The organism is Rhodococcus sp. ACPA4, from assembly GCF_002300185.1.
Classification (GTDB): domain Bacteria; phylum Actinomycetota; class Actinomycetes; order Mycobacteriales; family Mycobacteriaceae; genus Rhodococcus_F; species Rhodococcus_F globerula.
Window position 1 is genome coordinate 2,398,016 of record NZ_NSDY01000001.1, and the last position, 20,877, is coordinate 2,418,892.

Sequence of the window (20,877 nt, forward strand, 5' to 3'; positions counted from 1 at the left end):
CGACCGTACGCTGATTTCACAAATGTGTGAAGATAGAAAAACGTAAAGATCGGACACTCCTCGATGACCGACATGACCGCCCGACATGAACCGCCCGACCATCCCGACAAGAGCCGGCAGTTGGTCGAGCGCCTCTCGCTGGTGCTGATCGACATGGGCTTCCCGCCCATGCCGGCACGCGTCTGGGCGGCTTTGATGACCAGCAATCAGCCGTCGTCGACTCCCGGCGATCTCGGTGAGGCGCTCGGCGTGAGCGCGGCAGCCATTTCCGGCGCGGTGCGATACCTGCTACAGGTCAGCCTGATCGAACGCGACGCCGTTCCGGGATCAAGGCGTCAGCACTACCGCGTCAGTGTAGACCTGTGGGCCGACGCGTTTGTCACCAAACAGTCTGCGCTGTACCAGGTATCGGAGGTAGCAGCAGAGGGCATTCGCGTCCTTGGCGAAGGCACACGTGGCGGCGACCGGATGGCCGACCTTCGCGATTTCTTCGACTTCATGGCCGCGGAGATGCCGCGGATGCTGGCCGACTGGCGAGCAACACGCGTCTAGATCAATCCCTGTTTGCTGGCCGCGTAGACTGCCTCGGCACGCCGACTCACCTCGAGTTTGCGCATGATATTGCTGACATGAAACTTCACCGTCGTCGGCGAGATGAATAATCTCTCACCGATCCTGATGTTGGACAATCCATTTGCGAGCAGCCGCAGGACCTCGAGTTCGCGATCCGTCAACCGGTCCTTGGTTGTGGACTGGCCGTTCAACGAGCGCACCACAGCGGAAGCACTACGCGAGTCGAATGCACTCTCGCCGCGAGATACCGCCCGGATTGCCCGGACCAGTTCGGTGGTGTCGACGTCTTTGACAACGTATCCACGCGCCCCGGCGTGCACAGCGCGAACCACCAGTTGGTCGTCGAGAAATGTGGTGAGAACCAGTAATCCGAGTTTCGGATGCGCCACGGACAACTGCGAGCACAGCGTCAATCCCTCGTAGTCCGAACTCGCCGAGAGTTTGAGGTCCATGAGGACGATGTCGGGGCTCACCCGATCGACAACCGACAATGCCTCCGGCAATGACGATGCCTCGCCGACAATGCGCAGATCGTTTTCCCTCTCGAGCACCGACCGCAGTCCTTGCCGCAGTATCGCGTGGTCGTCGACGAGCACGATACCAACCTCGCGACTCTCGGTGGGCCGGACAGGATCTCTGTGCCCGACGGGGCCGGCGGAGACGGGGCGTGCTGTGGTCATCATTCCTCGATCTCGGTTGCGGGACAGGTATCTTCGGCGCCGGTCTCAGTATCACTGTCAGGCTTGTCGGCGAGCGGCACCCGAACCAACACTTGGACTCCCCCGATCCTCGCGCGACGAACATCGAGCGTGCCACCCAATTCGCGTGCCCGGGACTGCATGTTGGCCAAGCCCCTGTGCCGCCCGTCGAGATCGTTGCTCGCCGCAAGTTTGAGGATCAATCGCATCCGCGCGGGGTCTCCGTCACCGTCGTCCGAGATGGACAAGACGACGGTATCCGTGCGATACGTCAACCGGAGAACCGCCCGAGTGGCGTGAGCATGAACAGCCGCATTGAAGAGTGCTTCACCCGCGATCCGCAGCAATGCATGTTCGGTTTCACCGGGAAGCTCGGCCGGTGTGCCGCCGACACGAAGACTTACGGCCAACTCGTCGGGCATGTGGACCACGCTGAGTTGCTCGAGCATCTCCGGTAGCGAGGTCCGGCCTTCATCCGACGAGTGGTTGAGCGCGTAGATCGCCGAGCGCAGTTGCTCCACGGCCCGCCTCGTCAGATCCTTTGCCAGATCCAGTCTTTCACTTCGCTCGGCGTCGGGAATGTCACTGCGGCACACTTCGATCTGCATACCCGCTGACAGCACCGCCTGGGTCACGCTGTCGTGGAGTTCGCGGGCGATGCGATGGCGTTCGTCGTCGACGACCTGGTGCCGGTGCGCCACCCCGAGTTGACGTTGCGTCGATTCCAGCTCACTGTTTCGCACCGCCAGATCGGCGGCAGTTCGATTGGCCTCGGCAAATGCCTCTTCGGCACGCGACAACAAGAGTTGTCCGCGCTGATACAGAGCCGAATTCTGCAGCGCAACAGCCGTTTGACTGGCCAAGATGCTGAGAACTGCGCCGTCGGTGGAATCGAGCGTGCGATTCTGGGGAGTCCAGGCCGCAAAGGCGCCGACCACACCACCCCCGAGCACGATCGGCACAAATGCGTAGTGCGGATCGACCACGGAATTCGATTCGATACTGCCGCACCGAATGTCGTTGAGACAATCCACGACGTCGTCCGGCAGCGGTGGACCCTCGACGTTGTCGACCAGGAATGGAGTCGCGTCCGGTCCGAGAACCAACCGTCGCGGCCCCGCGTCAGGCAAGGTGCCGTCGGCGAGCGCAAAGACCACCCACTGCGCACTCAAATGTGCACGCGCGGCCTCGGCAACAGCACAGACCAACGTCTCCGGGCCGTCGACTGTTCTCACCAGCGCCCGCGAAATCAACTCCAATGCATGCACGACGCGCTCGAGTCGTTCAGCCGCGCCGCGGTACTGCGGATAGAAAGTGCTCTTCCCCGAACGTAATCCGGTGAGCCTCGACAGGTCTGCGGTCATGATCTCGCCCGATTCACAGCGCGCTCCGGAACAAGGCCACCATCTGTTCCTGAGTGGCTTCACGCGGATTGGTGGACATGCACGCATCACGCAGTGCAAAACTTGCCAGGCGGCTCAAGTCCTGCTCCCGAACACCCAACTCCGCCAAACCCTTCGGGACACCGACCTCTCGGGCAAGCCGCTCGACGCGATCCGCCACCGCCAACGCGGCTTCTTGTGCACTGCCACGTTGCTCCGGAAGGTTCAGCGCCGCAGCAATTGCCACGAACGGCGCCGCGTCGGTCGTGGAATTGAAACGAATGACGTGCGGAAGCAATATCCCGTTGATGACGCCATGTGGGAGATCCAGCATGCCTCCGACTTGATGACTCATCGCATGAGCCGCGCCAAGAATCGCGTTGGTGAAGGCAAGACCGGCTTCGAGACTCGCCTGAGCCATGACGGATCGCGCTTCCATTTCCATCGGCTCATGAATTGTGCGCACCAGGTTCTCGGTGACCAAGCCGACCGCTCGGAGTGCGTGATGATCAGTGAGCGGATTGTGGGCAAGCGATACGAAAGCCTCGATACCGTGCGTCAACGCATCCAATCCGGTTGCCGCATTGAGCCACTCGGGCATCGTTGTGAGCAACCGTGGATCGATGACGGTGACATCGGGAACCAACGCTCGTCCGATGATCGTGATCTTCGTACCCCGAGCGGTGTCCGTGACTATGCAGAACTGGGAAACATCTGCTCCGGTACCCGACGTGGTCGGGACCATCACCAGGGGCGGAATCGGCTTGGTCGCCTGATCGACCCCCTCGTAGTCGAGAATGTTTCCGCCGTTTGCGGCCAGAACCGCGACGCCCTTTGCCGCATCGATGACAGACCCACCGCCGAGCGCGATGATGACGTCGCACTCGCCCTCCTGGTACACCTCGAAGCCGGCCGCAATCTCGTAGTCCTTGGGGTTGGGAGTCAGTCCAGCCCAGACCGTCGGCAGCAGCCCCTGCTCCGCCAAGTGCGCCTCGAGTTCACTGACCCATCCCGATTCGACCAGGCCGGGGTCGGTGACGAGAAAGGGGCGAAAACCGCCGAATCGGAGAGTTGCGTGAGCGGCCTCGACCAGGGAACCGATGCCGAACACAATTTCCGGAGCATGGAACTTCACCAATCTGGCAGCGGTGCCACGGCGGCGTTCACCTGCGTCATGGCGGTGTTCACCTGCGTCACGGCGGCGTTCACCTGCGTCAACGGCATCCGGAACATCCACCGACACGGCTCCCACTCTCCTCTCGCCCGGCGCCGAGTCTGTGATCCACTTAACAAGCGCCGGTTCCGAGACTACGCGGGCATCGACGGACACACACCCGCCCAAGGAGAGGTGAATACCTACCCGATCGGGTAGGTACTGTCTTTATGCCTCGGCCGCGCGTCCACGGAGGCCCTTACTCCTGACGACGACGATCCCGCCCGCCGAACAGCACGAACACGATGCCGGCGAGCAAGCCGACCACGGTCGGTCCGAGGACCAATCCGGAATACAACCACGGCGCAGGCTCTGCGGGGAACAGGTCCATAAAGCTGGCTCCGGTGAAACCAGGCTCGGGATCGAAGTATGCGCCGCCAGTGAGGATGTGCGGCGATGCCAACGATTGCCACCACCACTGGAAGACTCCCAGAGCAACAAGGCCGCAGACCGCACCGACTACCGTCAGCAGCAGTATCGGTTTCCAGCGCAGCGCCGACTTCTCGGCCTTCGTCACCGTCATGGATATCAGTACATCACTACTCTCGGATTGCTTTTCACACCTCAGCGAAGTGCGTGACCCAGTTCCGCCGCTTTGGCCATCATCTGCGCGGCATCGCGAGCCACCACCACCTCGTCACAGATCTTCGAGTACTCCGGCATCGCACACGACGCCTGGTTCCAATATCGCTGTGGTTCCGGCGTGATCCAGGCCAATCGATGAACCTTGCGTCGTAGTTCCTCGAGCTTCTCCACCTGCGGAGGTAATCCGTTGCACCGCCCGTCACCGACGATGATGACGGACGTTCGTGAGTTCAAGGCGTTGCCGTGCTCGTCCAGCAATTCGGTGAGCACTCGCCCGTAATCACTGCTGGCTTCCAGGTCCAGACCTGGATGCGCCAGGACCGCTGCCAGAGCGCCGTCACCACTGCTGGCGAGCAGGGTGTCCGTGACGTCGACGGGTCGATCGACAAAGGCCAGCACCTCACAGCGGTCGGCGCGCCGGTGCATCGCCTGGGCCAGCCTCAAGGTGAATGCGGTGACGGGCCGGACCGACAGCGAGACGTCGGCGATCAGCAACAACCGAACCCGATCGGGGCGAGGAGCTTTCACCACCAGATGGAAGGGAATGCCGTCAGTCCGCAAACTCGACCGTACCGTCCGCCGCATGTCCAAACGCCCACGGGAGCGTTCGCGCGGTCGCGGTCTCGAGGGGCCTCGCATCCGGCGCAACACTTCGTGGCACGCAAGTTCGACGTCGTTATGTGAGGGGCCTGCGGCCGCCTCACTGTCAGGGGCATCGGGAGCGGACTCCGCGAGAGCCGCGGCGGAGAGCGCCTGGACAAACGCTTCGACAGCTTCGACCAGGCGGTTCAGCTGCGCCTGCGTCAGCGGTCCGTCATCGGAGACGTCCGCATAGGCCTTGCTGGGATCGTACGTGTCGAGCCACGCGAGAATGGACGTCGGATCGTCCCAAGACAACGAACCCACCACAGCGGCAGCAACACTCGTACTGAGATCACCGACTACGGCCGACGACGCTCTGTCCACGTCCACGGTGTAGCTGACCCCCCGTCGCCCCGTTTCGGAACCGGTATCCACCGACAGTTCAGCATCACTTGACGTCATCGACACATCGTCGTCGTCCTTGTGCGGGTTGAATCCCTTCTCCGCCTCCGGAGTATCGAAGTAGTCACCCACCTCGGCGGCACGCTCGTTGTACTCCGCGTAGCGGCCGACTTCCTGATCCTCGTCGATACCGAGTGCGGTCGGCAGACCGTCGGCCACTTCCGCTCTGGACGCAATGCGATCTGCCGTCTTGCCGTCTCGAATCGGACGGAACAACGCGTCGAATGCCCGATCGAAGCCCGGTTGCTCATGAGAGTACTTGGCGCACACCGACCGCAGGCAGGCACGCAAGACATCACGATCCGATGCCCCGACCATCGCCAACACCCGCCGGACCTCGATGACCTCAGCGGGCGACGCCGATACTCCGGCCGCCCTCAGCAATCGGCCGAAGCTCGCCGACACCACGTCGAGGACAAACGACGGCTTTTCGGCAGCGCTGAGTATTGTCATCGCGACGAGCGGAGTCCGCTGCCACCGCGGACCCCTTGTTGATGCGAATCCCGCCCGCCGGTCCCCCGGAACACCGCTGTCGTCGTGTTCGCGGGCTTGCTTGCGACAGTGGCACGTTCGACTGACTCCCCGCCATTGCGCGACGGCGACTCCAGCGCTGTCCCGTCGAATCGTTCCTTCGCGAGCGTCACATCCGACGAGTACTTGAGTAGCGCTGCCAGCAAGATGTCGCGCACCGTGGCGTCCGACGACGCCCCCAGGCCGCTGGCTGCGAGAACCGTTGCCGCCCTTGCCGCATCGATCACCTCGGAGATCGACGGGCTCTTGCGCAGCGGAAGGTCACGCAGGATTCGAGCCAGTTCGACTACTTCGGAGGCGGTGGCTTGATCAACCTCCGGCGCACGGGCGGTGACGATTTCACGCTCGCGCTCGGACGTCGGGTAGCCGAGATGGTAGTGCAGGCACCGACGCTTGAGCGCCGGCGAGAGTTCACGAGTATCGTTGGACGTCAAGATGACCCAGGGCTGCGACCGGGCCACGAATGTACCGACCTCGGGAATCGTGATCTGCTGCTCGGCCAGAATTTCCAGGAGAAGCGCCTCCATTGACTCCTCGGTGCGGTCCACTTCATCGACCAGAAGCACGACCGGTTCCGGTGACAATATCGCCTCGAGCAATGGCCGGACCGACAGAAAATTCTCGGAATACAAACCGAAATCCTGATCTGCCAGAAACTTCGACGCGTCAGCGACGCTGTCGAACTCGGCCACCTGATCGCTGATCCGGTCACGGAGCATCTGCACGTGCAGGAGTTGCTTTGCGTAGTCCCATTCGTAGAGCGCCCGATTGTCATCCAAACCCTCGTAGCACTGCAATCGCACGAGCTTTCGTCCACCGATCGCGGCCAGCGATTTCGCGAGTTCCGTCTTGCCGACCCCGGCCGGTCCTTCGAGCAGGAGTGGACGCCCCAACGCCGTCGCAAGGTGAACTACCACCGCAAACTCGTCGTCCGCGATGTAGTCCTGCTCGCGCAGCGCATCTTTCACTTCGACGCCGGTGGAGAAAGTGCGATTGGACATGGAACACCTTTCAATGGGGGGCAAGCCCCTCGTGCGCCTTTCCGGTAGCGCGGGCTACCAGAAAGGCGCACGGGGCCGAAGGCCCGTTAGAAGTAGGACTTGTTGATCGCGTGATCGACAACCGGGATCATCGACTCCACGGTGACCTCGCGGGGGTTGCCCGGGGTGCACCAGTCGTCCTGAATGTGCTCGGAGATGGCGCGCACAGTCTTCTCGTCACCCTTGATGACATCACCACGACCTTCGTACTTCTTGGTGTTCATCTGGTTCTTCGCGTACGAATCGGTGCGCACCTGACCGAAGTTGTCAGGGATACCGACATCCTTGGCCAGACGGATCGCTGCCTCGACGGCAGCGTCGGCGGCCTGCACCGTCGTGAGGTTGCGGGTGTCGACACCGAGAGCGCCGGCCAACTGGGCGTAACGCTCGTAGCGCGAGGGCAGGTTGTACTCCCACACCCGAGGCAGCGCGATGGCGTTGTTCAGACCGTGGTGGCTGTCGAAGAAAGCGCTCACCGCGTGGGAGATCGAGTGGACGATTCCGAGTCCGCCGGAGTTGAAGGCCTGGCCGGCAATGTACTGCGCGTTCATCATTCCCTCGCGGGCCTTGAGGTTCCGCGGCTCGAAGACAGCCTCGCGCAGGTTCTTCGCGACCAACTCGACCGAGTAGATCGCGTTGCCGAGCGACGGCGCAAAATCCAGGCGAGACACGAAAGGCTCACTGCCGTGGGCCAGTACGTCGAAGCCGCAGTACGCGGTGAAGTGCTGAGGGCAGGTGTAGTAGAGCAGCGGGTCGTCGACCGCGAGGGTCACGATGGTCGCCTCGTCGAAGCCCACCCACTTGTGCGGGTTGTTCATGTCAGACGTGTCGGTGATGACGTACGCCCATGACGTCTCGGAACCCGTACCGGCTGTGGTGGATACAGCGATGTGCGGAGGGTTCTCCTTGTTCGTGGACTTGGCAAATCCCTCGAACTCGTTGATGTTGCGACCGTCGTGCGCGATCACGACGCGGGCACCCTTGGCGGCGTCGTGGCTCGATCCACCACCGATCGAGATGATCGAGTCGCACTTCTCCTTCTGGTAGAGCGCCGCGGCCTCCATGACGTTGTAGTCCTTGGGGTTGGACTCCACCTTGTCGTAGAGAACCACCTCGACGCCCTGGTACTCGATCTTGCCGATCAGTTCTTCGATGATTCCCGAGCCGCGCAGACCCGTCGTCATCAACAAGGTGCGCTTGAACCCGAGGTTCTTGGCTTCGACGCCGATGATGTCGTGAGCACCCACACCCATGAGTGCGCGGGGGAACGGATGAAATTCCTTGATCGGGAAGTCCCAGATCTGATTGAGCTCGATTGCCATCTTCTTTGCTCCTCGCGAATGCGTGACTGTGACGGTGGGAGTGAGTGAAAGCCGCTTGTTTGTGATCGGCATCTCATCTGCACTCCACTGTGGACCGGCCGACAGCCCGAACCCACAGTTCGCTGCGATTACCGCCCGGACGCCGCCCCCGAACCGCCCATTCGGGCAGGTTGTGACCGCCCCGGCCCGCCAGGCGCCCCCATCACGATCGGTCTGATTCCCGCTGATCGGGAACGTTTTGCCGCGCGACTAGGATCCCCAGTAGCTTTTCATCACTGCTAGCATTGAACTAGAACATGTTCTACCTGCAGCATTTCACTGACCTGCGCATTACCCAGCTTCACGAGAGGACTTGCTTCGCGATGACGACAGTCGAGGTACCGCACAGCTCGCGATCGGCGGTACTCACCGTGTCCGGAGTCGTGGAAGAGACTTCGGACGCCCGGTCGCTGGTATTCGAGATCCCCGAGGACCTGAAGGGCAAGTTCGACTACAAGCCCGGGCAGTTCCTCACTCTGCGCATCCCCAGCGACCAAACCGGTTCCGTTGCGCGGTGCTACTCCCTGGCCAGTTCACCGTTCACCGACGACGCCCCCAAGGTGACCGTCAAGCGAACCATCGACGGCTATGGTTCCAATTGGCTGTGCGACAAGGTTCAGGTCGGCGACACCATCGAAGTGCTGCCGCCGTCCGGTGTGTTCACCCCCAAGTCGCTCGATCACGATTTCCTGCTCTTCGGCGCGGGCAGCGGCATCACTCCGGTGATCTCGATCCTCAAGTCCGCTCTCACCCAGGGCAGCGGCAACGTTGTCCTCGTGTACGCCAACCGTGACGAGAAGTCCGTCATCTTCGGTGCAGAGCTTCGCGAACTCGCAACGAAGTACGCCGGTCGCCTGACCGTCATCCACTGGATCGAATCGGTCCAGGGACTCCCGGTCGTATCGCAGCTGGCAACGCTGGCCAAGCCGTTTGTCGCCTACGAAGCCTTCATGTGTGGCCCCGGCCCCTTCATGGACGCCGTGCACAACGCACTCGCCGAAGCCGGCATGCCCCGCACACAGGTCCACGCCGAGGTCTTCAATTCACTCGCCGGCGACCCGTTCAAGGACGTGGAGCTCGCCGAGGTCACCGACGAGGAAGCAGCCGACGCCGCCACAGTCGAGGTCGAACTGGACGGCGAAACCCATACCCTCGTCTGGCCCCGCAAGCAGACCCTCGTCGACATCATGCTCGCCAAGGGCCTCGACGTGCCGTACTCCTGCCAGGAAGGTGAATGCGGCTCCTGCGCCTGCACCGTCACCGAAGGCGAAGTGCAGATGGACAACTCCGAGATCCTCGACGCCGAGGACATCGCAAACGGGTATATTCTCGGATGCCAGGCAAAGCCTGTCTCCGACAGCCTCAAGATCGAGTTCTGACACCGGATTCTTCGATACTGTTCGGCCCCTGAGTCCCTTCGGATTCGGGGGCCGAACCGTTTTCCCCGAACACCGAATTCTCCCCGAACACAGTGTCCGGGCGTGGCCGCATCTGCCACAAAGCAACAATTGCCGCGGCGCTGACCAAGATGAAACCCTCCCGCAAGATCGCACCGACCGGCACGAGCAGCACCGACGCGTCCATCAACTGCTGCCCCATACTCGGTCCGCAATAGACCACCACCAGAGCTGCAACAAAACCCGCGACACCACGACGCGAACGCAGCCGGAACAGGATCGTGACCGCCGCCGGGATCAGGTACACCCAGTGATGAATCCAGCTGATCGGCGACAGAATCGGCGCGCTCAACCCGATCACCAGTGCCGCGTCGACGCTACGGCCGTCGAGGTATATCCGCCTCGCGATCCACAGTGCCACTGCGCCGACCAGCACGATCAACGGCATCACCACCGCATCCGTCCAAGAACCCAGCGCAGCCAGAGTGCCCTGCAGCGAGCCGTTACCCGAACTGGCAATCGCCTCGCCCGTAAGATCCACGCGGCCACTCAAACTCCACACGACTTCGGTCCAGAAGGTTCTGCTCAGCGCCGGATCGACCAGTGCGGCAGCAACAGTGGCAGCTGCCGCACCCACCGAACTCCAGATCGCCAGTCGCCATTGCCGTGTCACCACGAAGTAGACGATGAACAACCCCGGAGTCAGCTTGATCGCGGTCGCAACGCCGATCAACAGTCCACGCGGGAAGTACCGGCCGAGAATCGAATTGTCATCTCGGGTGATGTCGAACAGCACCAGTGCCATCAACAGTAGATTTACCTGACCGAACGAGATGTGCGCGCTGACCGTCGGTGTTACCGACACCCCGATCAGAAGTGCCGCCATCACCAACGGCCGCAAGCGAACCCACCTCGGAGTGAAGCGCACAACCATCCACGCCACCAGCAGAATGCACAGAAGCGACCACAGAAGGTACGCAGTCCACCAGTCGAAAAACGCTGTCGGCCACAACAACAACACTGCAAACGGCGTGTAGGTGAACGGCATTCCCTCGGACTCGATCATCGGACCGAACAAGTTCCCGGAATAGATGTCACCGCCACTCGCAAACTTCTCGACAGCGTAGCGATAGACGAGGAAATCGACAGGTTCGACGGCTCGCACGACGTACACCAGATATGCCAGCACCACGCATGCTGCCGCGAGCATCGACGCGATCGTTGTCGCTGTAACTAGTCGAGCTGAGGAGGCCTGCACCTCTCGATCGTGTCACAGACCGTTACGGCAAAGTCTCACACCGGCGCACGGAGCGACCGAAAATGCGTCCGCTCCTCCGCACTGAGGTGCTCACACGCATAGCTCAATGCGGTACGACCCATGTCGTGCGCATGCAACTCCAGGAACCCGGTCAACAAACCCCGGTCGACGCGTTTGCCCACCTCACGCAGCATCCAGCCCATCGCTTTCTGCGTCAGATCACGACGATCGTCGAGGACGGACGCCGCGAGCTCGAGAGTTGTCGACGCGTCGCCCCGCGTGATGAAGCCGTACGTGGTCAACAGCGCCACTCGCCGACGCCACAGGTCGCCCGAATCCGAGAGCTCGAACACCAAGCTTCGGTTCCGATCGAACAACCATCCGCCGAGAATCTGACCGGCCGACGAATCGACCAGGTCCCAGTTGTTCACCCGCCCACGCTCCACCGCGTCGAGGTAGAACTCGGCGATCGTGCGTCGAGCTTCGGCGTCGAAAGACCTCTGCCTGCTTGCCTTTTCGAACTGCGCCACCAGAATCAACAGGCCGGCGAGACGATACTCGTGAACTTCGCTGTCGAGCAGCACACGCACTTCGCTCAACTCGAGACCGCCGAACCGCTTGACCACAGTCCGTGTCTTGGGCACCCGAACGCCGATGAAGACGTCGCCTTCGCCGTACTCCCCCGGCCCGGTCTTGAAGAACCGCTGAAGGTGAACAGCATCCTTCGGATCGGACAGGTCGGCCAACGCCTCGCACACCACACGAGCACTCAGATCACCCATGCCGACACGATCTCACAACTCACAGCGTCCTCACATCGAACGCCCCAGATAGGCACAGCCTGGTCGGCAACACTGAAACCATGCTCACAACCGCACTGGCCTTCACCACACTCACGCTGATGGCGCTCTCCGGCCACATCGCAGCCACCGCCCCGCGCGGCCTGGTCGCGGCCCGCACCTCTGATCACAAATCTTGATACAAACCGGCCATGCCTGCGGGTAACTGCAACCCGAATGCAATTGTCGGAGAGTTGAACTCGACCTCAGGAAGGCGTCTACTCGAGAGTGAAAGAATCTTTTCGCTCGAGGAGGTTTCGCCATGAAGTCGTGGAATCGAATGCAGGATGCCGTAGCCGTGGTTCTCGGTGTCTTTGCCGCACTGTCGCCGATCTGGTTGACCACCAACGACCGGGCTATGTGGTCACTGATCGTCCTGGGTGTGCTCGTTGCACTCGCCGGCCTGGCTCACATGGCACGACCGGACATGGCCGTCGCCGACTACGCGATGGGTGTCTTCGGCGTTCTGATGTTCATCTCCCCCTGGGTCATGAACTTCCACGCCCTCGAAGGCGCAGCCTGGACAGCCTGGGTTGTCGGAGTCCTCACCGTAGTGGTGGCAGTGAGTGCGATGCCGATGATGGCCGCCAGAATGCATCACGGCGACCACGGAGTGGCCGCCCATTAGAGCAGTGACCACGGAGTGGCCGCGCACTGACGGGCTCAGGCCCTGATTGCTCCCAACAACCGTCCGGCGTCGAATGCTTCGGCGCTGGACGGAAGGCTGCCTGGGCGTCCGCTCACGAACACCTCGACCGTCCCGGAACCAACTGAAGTGTCAATCTCAGCTGCGTCGATACGGCGCAGTGTCTGCCTTGCGACGGCCTCGGCGCTGTCGAAGAGCAAGACTCCTTCGGGCAGCGCGGCAACAATCTCGTCCCGCAACAACGGGTAATGGGTGCAGCCTAGAACAACACCTTGCACACCGTCTGGTGTCCGGGCCGCGGCGTCGCTGATCGCGGCCAAGGCGCCCGCTCGGTCGCCTCGGTCGATGGCGTCGGCGAGGCCGTGGCACGCGACGCCGACTACCTCGGTTCCATCCGCGAATTCCGCGATCAGATCTGCTTGATAGCGGCTGGCCGTGGTTGCCGCCGTAGCCCAGATCGCCACCGACTCACACACGGCAGCCGCTGGTTTGATTGCCGGTACCGTCCCGATTACGGGAATACCAGGCCCGACCAGCTCGCGGACATGCTCGAGCGCCGTCACACTCGCCGTATTGCATGGCAGCACGATGACCTCCGCGCCCCGGTCGAGACTTCGCGCCGCAGCACCGAGCACCCGGTCGATCACCCACGGCGCAGGCTTCGGCCCCCATGGTGCGCCGTCAGGATCCAGGGACAACACCAGATCCAATTCGGGACGCAGGCGGCGAAGCCAAGCGGAAGTCGGGAGCAAACCTAGACCCGAGTCGATGAGCGCAACGATCACCGAACAAATCTAGCGTCCCGAACCCGACCGAGCCGCATCAGCTCGCCCGCCTGTCCATCAACTCACACTGCTGGGGCAACTCACACTGCTGCGGCTTCCAGCACTTCGGCGATCGGAGTACCCGCAGCGATCTTCGCGCGCATCTTCATCACAGCCGCAGGACTGCCACAGCCAACTACTGCTGCCAACACTCCGTCACGCTCGTAGTAGGCGACAAACTTGCGGCCGTCGTCCTTGACGATATGCACCTGATCAGTGGACGACACCGTTCCCAGCGCCTGAATCTTCACGTCGTATTGATCGCTCCAGAAATACGGAACCTGCGCGGGCGCATTCGCGTCACCGGTACCGGTCAACGCCCCGGCAAGAATCTTTGCCTGATCCCCGGCGTTGCTCCAGTGTTCGACGCGCTTGCGCGCTTCCCCGATCGTCCATGCGGCCACGTCACCGATCGCCCACACGTTCTCGACACTTGTCCGGCCCACCGCGTCGCACAGCACTCCGTTGCCGAGTTCGATCCCGGAATCTGCAAGCCAATCCGTCACCGGCAATGATCCGACGCCGATGGCGACCACGTCGACGGCAATTTCGGAACCGTCACCGAGAACAGCGGTGTCGACGACGCCGTCGCCGGACAGAGTCTCGAGCCCGACGCCAACCCGGACGTCGATGCCCGCGTCTCGGTGCAGTCGCTCCACCAGAGCACCGACCGTCGTGCCGAGTACCGATGCAAGCGGTGTCGGTTGCGGTTCGAGCAGAACGACGTCAACTCCGTGCGACTTCATGCTCGACGCCAATTCACAGCCGATGAAGCCGGCACCGACGATCAGCGCTCGCTTGCCCGGCGCAAGGTCCGCGCGCAGAGCGAGTGCTTCCTCGATGGAACGCAGGACGTGCACGCCTGAAAGCTCAGGCAGACCGCCGATGCGCCTTGGGGTCAGTCCCGTGGCGATGATCAGATCGTCGTACGTCAGCTCCGAACCGTCGGCAAACGCGACGGTCTTGGATGCGGTATCCACCGAGAGTGCTGGTGAACCGAGCTTCAGGTCGATCGCGTTCTCGGTGAAGAACTCCGCCGGACGCAGAGTCGTCTCGTCCTTGTCTCCGCGGATGACTTCCTTCGACAGCGGCGGACGGTCGTACGGCAGATGCGCCTCACCGCCCGCTAGGACTATCTCGCCCTCGAAACCGGCGCGCCGCAGCTCCTCCGCGGCTCGTAGCCCCGACAAACCTGCGCCCACGATCACTATCCGTGCCACCACACACCCACCCGTCTGATCTTGCGTCACTATCGGCGCCCACTATGAGAGCCGTCACGTATTCACGTCAGACTCTGTCATACCAAATTCGGACGTAGGTGTGGTGCACCCGCTGGGAAGCAGCGGTTGTCACTAGAGTTAATGACAGGTGAGACGCACACACTGAAACTCGAGCAGGGAGCACCGCATGACCAGCGATTCCAGTGGAAGCAGCAGCGTCCAGTTCGGCGCGGACGGCGGCGCCGCGCTCCACAGCACGCAGGGCAAAACGATCATTGCGGACGCCGTGGTCGCCAAGATCGCCGGCATAGCCACCCGCGAGATCAACGGCGTGTACGACGTCGGCGGCGGTACCGCACGCGCCGTCGGCGCACTCCGCGACCGCATCCCTGGTGCACGCGTCAATCACGCGCAGGGCGTGGCCGTCGAGGTCGGCGAGAAGCAGGCCGCGATCGACATCGGAATCGTCGCCGAATACGGCGTCGCCCTCCACGAATTGGCGCTCGGAATCAGGCGCAACGTCATCGCGGCCGTCGAAAGAATGACCGGCCTCGAAGTCACCGAAGTCAACATCACCGTCTTCGACGTCATGCTCTTCGGCGAATCCGAGAACCCGGGCACCGAAGCGGAAGCGAAGCCGAGAGTTCAGTGAGCGGTCCCGAACGGATCGATCTCGGTTTGGCAGCCGAAACCGTCGCCGACGCCGCGCTGGCGGTTCACGGTGTCGCCGCACTGCACGGCGGCGAGTTCGGCGAAGTCGGAACCTACCTCCCGGGCAAGCGCGTCACCGGCGTGGTCATCGACGAAAACGGTTGCAACGTACACATATCCGTCGCTTACCCGGCAAACGTCGTGACTGTCGCTCAACACGTCCGCGACGCGGTCGGGCAGGTCGTCGACGTACCGATCACCGTCACCGTCGGCGACGTCAGCCACCCTGACGATCAGCTCGCACCCCTCATCGAAGAAAGGAACTGATGTGAACAGCACGACAGTCGGCCTGCTGGTCGGTCTGCTCCTCGCCCTCGCCGGAATTCTGGGCGGGTTCAGCGGATTCCTTTTTGCCGTCCTACTCGGAGCAGCCGGTATGGCGATCGGCGCGCATCGCGACGGTCACCTCGACCTCGGCGCCATCCTCCGAAGCCGTGGCCGTGGCTGAGTCCACCACACCCACCCCCACGGCGGGCACATCAACACCGGACCCCGTTGACCCCGGCCTTCGCGGCGTACTGGTCATCAAGGACCGCGCGATGTCGAAAATCGCCACAGCCGCCGCGATCACGGTCCCCGGAGTTGTCCGGCAAACCGGCGGACTCAGCAAGTTGACCGGACGGGAACTGCCGCGGGCAGACATCGCGATGGGGTCCGACGCCGTATCCGTCAATCTCTTTCTTGCGGTCAACTGGCCGTGCTCTGTTGTCGAACTGACAGGTCGCGTGCACAACGAGGTCGCCACGAGTGTCGAATCCCTCACCGGCTACCCGCTGCACGAAATGAACGTTCTGATCGCGGCAACCACGGTCCCCGATGACGGGGCCGTACCGGGCATCAGCATTCCCGAAGACACTGCCGAGCAACCGGTTTCGCAGTGGACTCCCCCTCGAACGCCTGCCGCTGCACCCGCCGCAGCGGTATCGGCAGTAGTGATCGCGTTCGGACTACTCGCGCTTGCTTTTGTGGTCTCGCGTGAATGGTTCATCAATCGCGGCACCTTCGAATCTGCGCCGTGGATCGCGAACTCCGTTGAATGGGCATCACGATTGCACTGGCAGACGTGGCTACTACCGACGGCAATCGCAGCAGTCGTCGCCGGGGTCGTCCTGATCATGACGGCGATGAAGCGACGTGCTAAAACCCATGTGCCACTAGGGAACCCGAATGCCGGTACCGTCTGGATGCGCCCGACCGACATTGCCCGCATGTGCAGCGGACAAGCCGCAACGGTGCCCGGCGTCGAACGCGCCCACACCACCGTCGACCGCAAACACGCCAAGGTCCATATCGATACCGTCGGCGGGGATCGCGACGCACTGATCACGGCCGTCGAAACAGCAGTTCAACCGCACCTCGACGTCCTACAGCGCCCCGTCCGTCTGACCGTTCTCGCCCGAGAAATCGCAGCAAAGCAGAAGGTCGAATCGTGAACCGCTACATAGCCGCGCTCGATCGAATCGTTGTGCTGATCATCGGCATTGCTCTCGTCGTCGCCGGTGCGTACGTCATCGCCTGGGATGCCGGCGTCCGTCTGATCCGGACGTGGGTGTCACGGCTGGATCGACCGACGCTCCTCGGAATTCCCGAGCAACCGTGGTGGCACTGGGTTCTTACCGGAACTTTTGTCTTCTGCGTTGTTGCCGGATTCGGCTTGCTATTCCTCAATCTTCGGCTGCGCCGCGCCCGAGCAATAACACTCCGACATGCACAGTCCGGCACCGAAATCAGTGTTGATCTCGGTCCGATCGCCGATGGTGTTGCAGCTGAACTCGCACATTTGCCCGGTGTCCGTGCCGCTAAGGGACGAGCCACCGTAGACCGTGGGCTCCCGACACTCTCCGTAGTGGTCAACGCCGATCCCGGAATCAACGTCGTCGACTTCACCACCCGCGCCGAGGACATCGCGTCGACAACGCGCCGCAACCTCGACGGTTCTGATGTTGCGGTGCAGGTACTACTGCACCTAGATCGAGTGGACGCCGCGCAGTAGGTCTGGCTCGGGTTTCCCGACCGGAACCGCACCATCGGAAATCAAGTACAACAACAAGAAAGGCGCTCACTCCCCGAAGGGAATGAGCGCCTTTCTGTGCGGAGCTATGAATCAACTAGCAAGACAAGAGTCTCACTTGATGATCTTGGAAACCTTGCCGGCGCCGACCGTACGGCCGCCTTCGCGAATTGCGAAGCGCAGGCCCTCGTCCATGGCGACAGGCTGGATGAGCTTGACGGACATCTCGGTGTTGTCACCGGGCATGACCATCTCGGTGCCCTCAGGCAGCGTCACGACGCCCGTAACGTCCGTGGTACGGAAGTAGAACTGCGGGCGGTAGTTGTTGAAGAACGGGGTGTGGCGGCCGCCCTCGTCCTTCGACAGGATGTATGCCTGGCCCTCGAACTCCGTGTGGGGAGTCGTGGTGCCCGGCTTGACGACAACCTGTCCACGCTCGACATCTTCGCGCTTGATGCCACGAACGAGCAGTCCGACGTTGTCGCCGGCCTGGCCCGAGTCGAGCAGCTTGCGGAACATTTCGATGCCCGTGACGGTGGTCTTGGTGGAGGTCTCCTTGATGCCGACGATCTCCACCTCCTCGTTCACGTTGACAACGCCACGCTCGATACGACCGGTGACAACGGTGCCACGGCCGGTGATCGTGAAGACATCCTCGACAGGCATGAGGAAGGGCTTCTCGGTCTCACGAACCGGAGTCGGGATGGACTCGTCGACTGCAGCCATGAGGTCGAGGATGGACTGGGTCCACTTCTCGTCGCCCTCAAGTGCCTTGAGTGCCGAGATCGGGATGACCGGGGCGTCCTCGTCGAATTCCTGAGCGGCCAGCAGTTCGCGGACCTCCATCTCGACGAGCTCGAGGATCTCTTCGTCGTCAACCATGTCGGCCTTGTTCAGGGCGACGAGGATGTACGGAACGCCAACCTGGCGAGCGAGCAGGACATGCTCGCGCGTCTGGGGCATCGGGCCATCGGTGGCTGCAACGACGAGGATAGCGCCGTCCATCTGAGCCGCGCCGGTGATCATGTTCTTGATGTAGTCGGCGTGACCCGGTGCATCGACGTGCGCGTAGTGGCGCTTGTCCGTCTGGTACTCAACATGCGAGATGTTGATCGTGATGCCACGAGCCTTTTCCTCGGGAGCCTTGTCGATCTGATCGAAGGCCGAAGCCTCGTTCAGGTCGGGGAAAGCATCCGCAAGCACCTTGGTGATGGCCGCCGTCGTCGTGGTCTTGCCGTGGTCGACGTGACCGATGGTGCCGATGTTCACGTGCGGCTTCGTCCGCTCGAACTTCGCCTTCGCCACTTTTGTCCTCCTGGACTGATAATTGCTTGCCGTATGCAGCAGTGCGGTTGGTTATTACTTGGTCGTGCTTCGTGCCGAAAGCAACCGAGGTTACTTACCGGCGCGGGCTGGGGAGCTCGCAGTACTTACTACTTACTCGCCCGTCGCCTTGGCGATGATTTCCTTCGAGACGTTCGCGGGAACCTCTGCGTAGGAATCGAACACCATGGAGAAGTTCGCCCGGCCCTGGGTCCTGGACCGCAGGTCACCGATGTAACCGAACATCTCCGAGAGCGGAACCAGCGCCTTCACGACACGGGCACCACTGCGTTCCTCCATGGCCTGAATCTGGCCACGGCGGGAGTTGATATCGCCGATCACGTCGCCCATGTACTCCTCGGGCGTTGTGACCTCGACAGCCATAAGGGGTTCGAGAATGACGGGGCCGGCCTTGCGGGCGGCTTCCTTCAGCGCCTGCGAACCGGCAACCTTGAACGCCATTTCCGAGGAGTCGACGTCGTGGTAAGCACCATCGAGCAGCGACAGCTTCAGGTTCACGAGCGGGTAGCCGGCGAGAACACCGTACTGCATCGCGTCCTGTGCGCCTGCATCCACGGAGGGGATGTACTCGCGCGGGATACGTCCGCCGGAGACCTTGTTCTCGAATGCGTAGGTAGCACCGTCTTCGCCCACGAAAGGCTCCAGAGCGATGATGACCTTTGCGAACTGGCCCGAGCCACCCGTCTGCTTCTTGTGGGTGTAGTCGTGCTTCTCGACCGTCTTGGTGATGGTCTCGCGGTACGCAACCTGCGGCTTGCCGACGTTGGCCTCGACCTTGAACTCGCGACGCATGCGGTCGACGAGGATGTCGAGGTGGAGCTCGCCCATGCCGCCGATGACGGTCTGACCGGTCTCGTCGTCGAGTTCGACCGAGAAGGTCGGATCCTCTTCGGCGAGCTTCTGGATCGCGACGCCCAGCTTTTCCTGGTCGGACTTGGTCTTGGGCTCGATGGAGACCTGGATGACCGGTGCGGGGAACGACATCGACTCGAGGACGATGGGGTTCGCCTGATCGCACAAGGTGTCACCGGTGGTGGTGTCCTTGAGGCCGATCATCGCGTAGATGTGGCCGGCTACGGCCTCTTCTACCGGGTTCTCCTTGTTGGCGTGCATCTGGAAGAGCTTTCCGATGCGCTCCTTCTTGCCCTTGGTTGCGTTGAGCACCTGTGCGCCCGGATCGATACGACCCGAGTACACGCGGACGAAGGTCAGCTTGCCGAAGAACGGGTGAGCAGCGATCTTGAAGGCGAGAGCCGAGAACGGCTCTTCCTTGCTCGGCTTGCGAGTGATCTCTACTTCTTCGTCATTGAGCTTGTGGCCGACAACCTCGCCGATATCCAGCGGGTTGGGCAGGTAGTCGATGACTGCGTCGAGCATGGGCTGAACGCCCTTGTTCTTGAACGCGGAGCCACAGATAACCGGGTACAGCTCGGAAGCGACCGTCATCTTGCGGATGGCGCCCTTGATTTCCTCGACCGTGAGCTCTTCGCCGCCGAAGTACTTCTCCATGAGAGCTTCGTCGGACTCGGCAACGGTTTCGAGCAGCTTCTCGCGGTACTCTGCAGCCTTCTCGACGAGATCCGCGGGGATCTCTTCGATGGTCGGCAGTGCACCGGTCGGAACTACGCCGCGCCACGTGATGGCACGCATCTCGACCAGGTCGACGACGCCGTCGAAGTCGTCCTCAGCGCCGATGGGCAGCTGGAGAACGAGCGGCTTCGCGCCGAGACGGTCGATGATGGTCTGCACGGTGAAGTAGAAATCCGCGCCCATCTTGTCCATCTTGTTGACGAAGCAGATACGCGGAACGTCGTACTTGGCAGCCTGACGCCACACCTGCTCGGACTGCGGCTCGACACCCTCTTTACCGTCGAACACAGCAACTGCGCCGTCGAGCACGCGCAGCGACCGCTCCACCTCGACCGTGAAGTCGACGTGGCCGGGGGTATCGATGATGTTGATCTGGTTGTTGTTCCAGAAGCAAGTCACGGCGGCAGACGTGATCGTGATGCCGCGTTCCTTCTCCTGCTCCATCCAGTCCGTCGTCGACGCACCGTCGTGCGTCTCACCGATCTTGTAATTGACACCGGTGTAGAACAGGATGCGCTCGGTGGTGGTGGTTTTGCCGGCATCGATGTGCGCCATGATGCCGATGTTGCGGACCTTGTTCAGGTCAGTCAGCACTTCCTGTGCCACAGGT

The 20,877-nt window shown here is 62.1% G+C and carries 21 protein-coding genes; 8 read left to right on the forward strand and 13 right to left on the reverse strand.

Features of this window, described 5'->3' with window-relative positions; genetic code table 11:
• Positions 1-63: 63 nt before the first annotated feature.
• On the forward strand, positions 64-552 hold the full coding sequence (locus CJ178_RS10815) for a GbsR/MarR family transcriptional regulator (RefSeq protein WP_257013102.1): 489 nt from the start codon (positions 64-66) through the stop codon (positions 550-552).
• On the opposite strand, the gene CJ178_RS10820 is transcribed toward CJ178_RS10815, so the two are convergent.
• The 7 genes from CJ178_RS10820 to mdo all read right to left on the reverse strand — a co-directional run bounded on the left by CJ178_RS10820 (position 549) and on the right by mdo (position 8,388).
• Positions 549-1,253, reverse strand: a complete 705-nt coding sequence (locus tag CJ178_RS10820; RefSeq protein ID WP_257013103.1) for a MadR family response regulator transcription factor — start codon at positions 1,251-1,253, stop codon at positions 549-551. The two genes, CJ178_RS10815 and CJ178_RS10820, sit on opposite strands and share 4 nt — an antisense overlap.
• Entirely contained in the window at positions 1,253-2,638 is a 1,386-nt protein-coding gene (locus tag CJ178_RS10825) for a MadS family sensor histidine kinase (protein ID WP_257013360.1), read from the reverse strand. The genes CJ178_RS10820 and CJ178_RS10825 overlap by 1 nt, the downstream gene beginning before the upstream one ends.
• Before the next feature lie 10 nt (positions 2,639-2,648).
• Positions 2,649-3,791 carry an iron-containing alcohol dehydrogenase gene (locus CJ178_RS10830; protein WP_202026135.1) on the reverse strand — a complete coding sequence of 381 codons (1,143 nt, stop codon included), beginning with the start codon at positions 3,789-3,791 and terminating at the stop codon, positions 2,649-2,651.
• A gap of 274 nt (positions 3,792-4,065) precedes the next feature.
• Positions 4,066-4,389: a hypothetical protein gene (locus tag CJ178_RS10835; protein WP_095886681.1), complete on the reverse strand. Its 324-nt coding sequence runs from the start codon at positions 4,387-4,389 to the stop codon at positions 4,066-4,068.
• Positions 4,390-4,430: 41 nt separating this feature from the next.
• Positions 4,431-5,948 carry a MadC family VWA domain-containing protein gene (gene madC, locus CJ178_RS10840; RefSeq protein ID WP_095886682.1) on the reverse strand — a complete coding sequence of 506 codons (1,518 nt, stop codon included), beginning with the start codon at positions 5,946-5,948 and terminating at the stop codon, positions 4,431-4,433.
• Positions 5,945-7,027: a MadB family AAA-type ATPase gene (locus tag CJ178_RS10845; RefSeq protein WP_095886683.1), complete on the reverse strand. Its 1,083-nt coding sequence runs from the start codon at positions 7,025-7,027 to the stop codon at positions 5,945-5,947. Before CJ178_RS10845 ends, madC begins: the two co-directional genes overlap by 4 nt.
• An 86-nt stretch (positions 7,028-7,113) precedes the next feature.
• On the reverse strand, positions 7,114-8,388 hold the full coding sequence (gene mdo, locus CJ178_RS10850; protein WP_033236488.1) for an NDMA-dependent methanol dehydrogenase: 1,275 nt from the start codon (positions 8,386-8,388) through the stop codon (positions 7,114-7,116).
• A 362-nt stretch (positions 8,389-8,750) separates the two neighbouring features.
• Here mdo and CJ178_RS10860 point away from each other — a divergent pair, with 362 nt between their 5' ends.
• Positions 8,751-9,806: a ferredoxin--NADP reductase gene (locus CJ178_RS10860; RefSeq protein WP_095887934.1), complete on the forward strand. Its 1,056-nt coding sequence runs from the start codon at positions 8,751-8,753 to the stop codon at positions 9,804-9,806.
• Here CJ178_RS10860 and CJ178_RS10865 read toward each other — a convergent pair.
• Positions 9,790-11,034, reverse strand: coding sequence for a glycosyltransferase family 87 protein (locus CJ178_RS10865; protein ID WP_095886685.1), 1,245 nt, complete (start codon positions 11,032-11,034; stop codon positions 9,790-9,792). The two genes, CJ178_RS10860 and CJ178_RS10865, sit on opposite strands and share 17 nt — an antisense overlap.
• 83 nt (positions 11,035-11,117) lie before the next feature.
• On the reverse strand, positions 11,118-11,864 hold the full coding sequence (locus CJ178_RS10870; protein WP_033236412.1) for a DNA alkylation repair protein: 747 nt from the start codon (positions 11,862-11,864) through the stop codon (positions 11,118-11,120).
• Between the two features lie 319 nt (positions 11,865-12,183).
• Here CJ178_RS10870 and CJ178_RS10875 point away from each other — a divergent pair, with 319 nt between their 5' ends.
• On the forward strand, positions 12,184-12,549 hold the full coding sequence (locus CJ178_RS10875) for an SPW repeat domain-containing protein (protein WP_033236413.1): 366 nt from the start codon (positions 12,184-12,186) through the stop codon (positions 12,547-12,549).
• 35 nt (positions 12,550-12,584) lie between these two features.
• Here the strand turns inward: CJ178_RS10875 and CJ178_RS10880 are convergent, their stop codons facing one another.
• The gene (locus tag CJ178_RS10880; RefSeq protein ID WP_095886686.1) at positions 12,585-13,352 is read right to left on the reverse strand and encodes a glutamate racemase; all 768 of its coding nucleotides are present in this window, start codon (positions 13,350-13,352) and stop codon (positions 12,585-12,587) included.
• An 80-nt stretch (positions 13,353-13,432) separates the two neighbouring features.
• Positions 13,433-14,599 (reverse strand): NAD(P)/FAD-dependent oxidoreductase, encoded by a 1,167-nt coding sequence (locus CJ178_RS10885; protein ID WP_095887935.1) that lies wholly within the window; start codon positions 14,597-14,599, stop codon positions 13,433-13,435.
• Positions 14,600-14,798: 199 nt separating this feature from the next.
• Here CJ178_RS10885 and CJ178_RS10890 point away from each other — a divergent pair, with 199 nt between their 5' ends.
• Genes CJ178_RS10890 through CJ178_RS10910 form a run of 5 tightly spaced genes read left to right on the forward strand, consistent with a single transcriptional unit; the run spans position 14,799 to position 17,315 of the window.
• Positions 14,799-15,263, forward strand: a complete 465-nt coding sequence (locus tag CJ178_RS10890) for an Asp23/Gls24 family envelope stress response protein (protein WP_045070913.1) — start codon at positions 14,799-14,801, stop codon at positions 15,261-15,263.
• The gene (locus CJ178_RS10895) at positions 15,260-15,589 is read left to right on the forward strand and encodes an Asp23/Gls24 family envelope stress response protein (RefSeq protein WP_239654810.1); all 330 of its coding nucleotides are present in this window, start codon (positions 15,260-15,262) and stop codon (positions 15,587-15,589) included. Before CJ178_RS10890 ends, CJ178_RS10895 begins: the two co-directional genes overlap by 4 nt.
• A gap of 1 nt (position 15,590) precedes the next feature.
• On the forward strand, positions 15,591-15,770 hold the full coding sequence (locus CJ178_RS10900; RefSeq protein WP_033236416.1) for a hypothetical protein: 180 nt from the start codon (positions 15,591-15,593) through the stop codon (positions 15,768-15,770).
• Complete coding sequence (locus tag CJ178_RS10905) at positions 15,757-16,755, forward strand: DUF6286 domain-containing Asp23/Gls24 family envelope stress response protein (protein WP_045070914.1); 999 nt, start codon at positions 15,757-15,759, stop codon at positions 16,753-16,755. Before CJ178_RS10900 ends, CJ178_RS10905 begins: the two co-directional genes overlap by 14 nt.
• Complete coding sequence (locus CJ178_RS10910) at positions 16,752-17,315, forward strand: hypothetical protein (protein WP_045070916.1); 564 nt, start codon at positions 16,752-16,754, stop codon at positions 17,313-17,315. The genes CJ178_RS10905 and CJ178_RS10910 overlap by 4 nt, the downstream gene beginning before the upstream one ends.
• A 132-nt stretch (positions 17,316-17,447) precedes the next feature.
• On the opposite strand, the gene tuf is transcribed toward CJ178_RS10910, so the two are convergent.
• Both tuf and fusA read right to left on the reverse strand, forming a co-directional pair.
• A complete protein-coding gene (tuf, locus tag CJ178_RS10915; protein ID WP_033236419.1) occupies positions 17,448-18,638 on the reverse strand; it encodes an elongation factor Tu in 1,191 nt (396 codons plus the stop codon).
• 132 nt (positions 18,639-18,770) lie between these two features.
• Positions 18,771-20,873, reverse strand: coding sequence for an elongation factor G (gene fusA, locus CJ178_RS10920; RefSeq protein ID WP_033236420.1), 2,103 nt, complete (start codon positions 20,871-20,873; stop codon positions 18,771-18,773).
• Between the last annotated feature and the right edge of the window lie 4 nt (positions 20,874-20,877).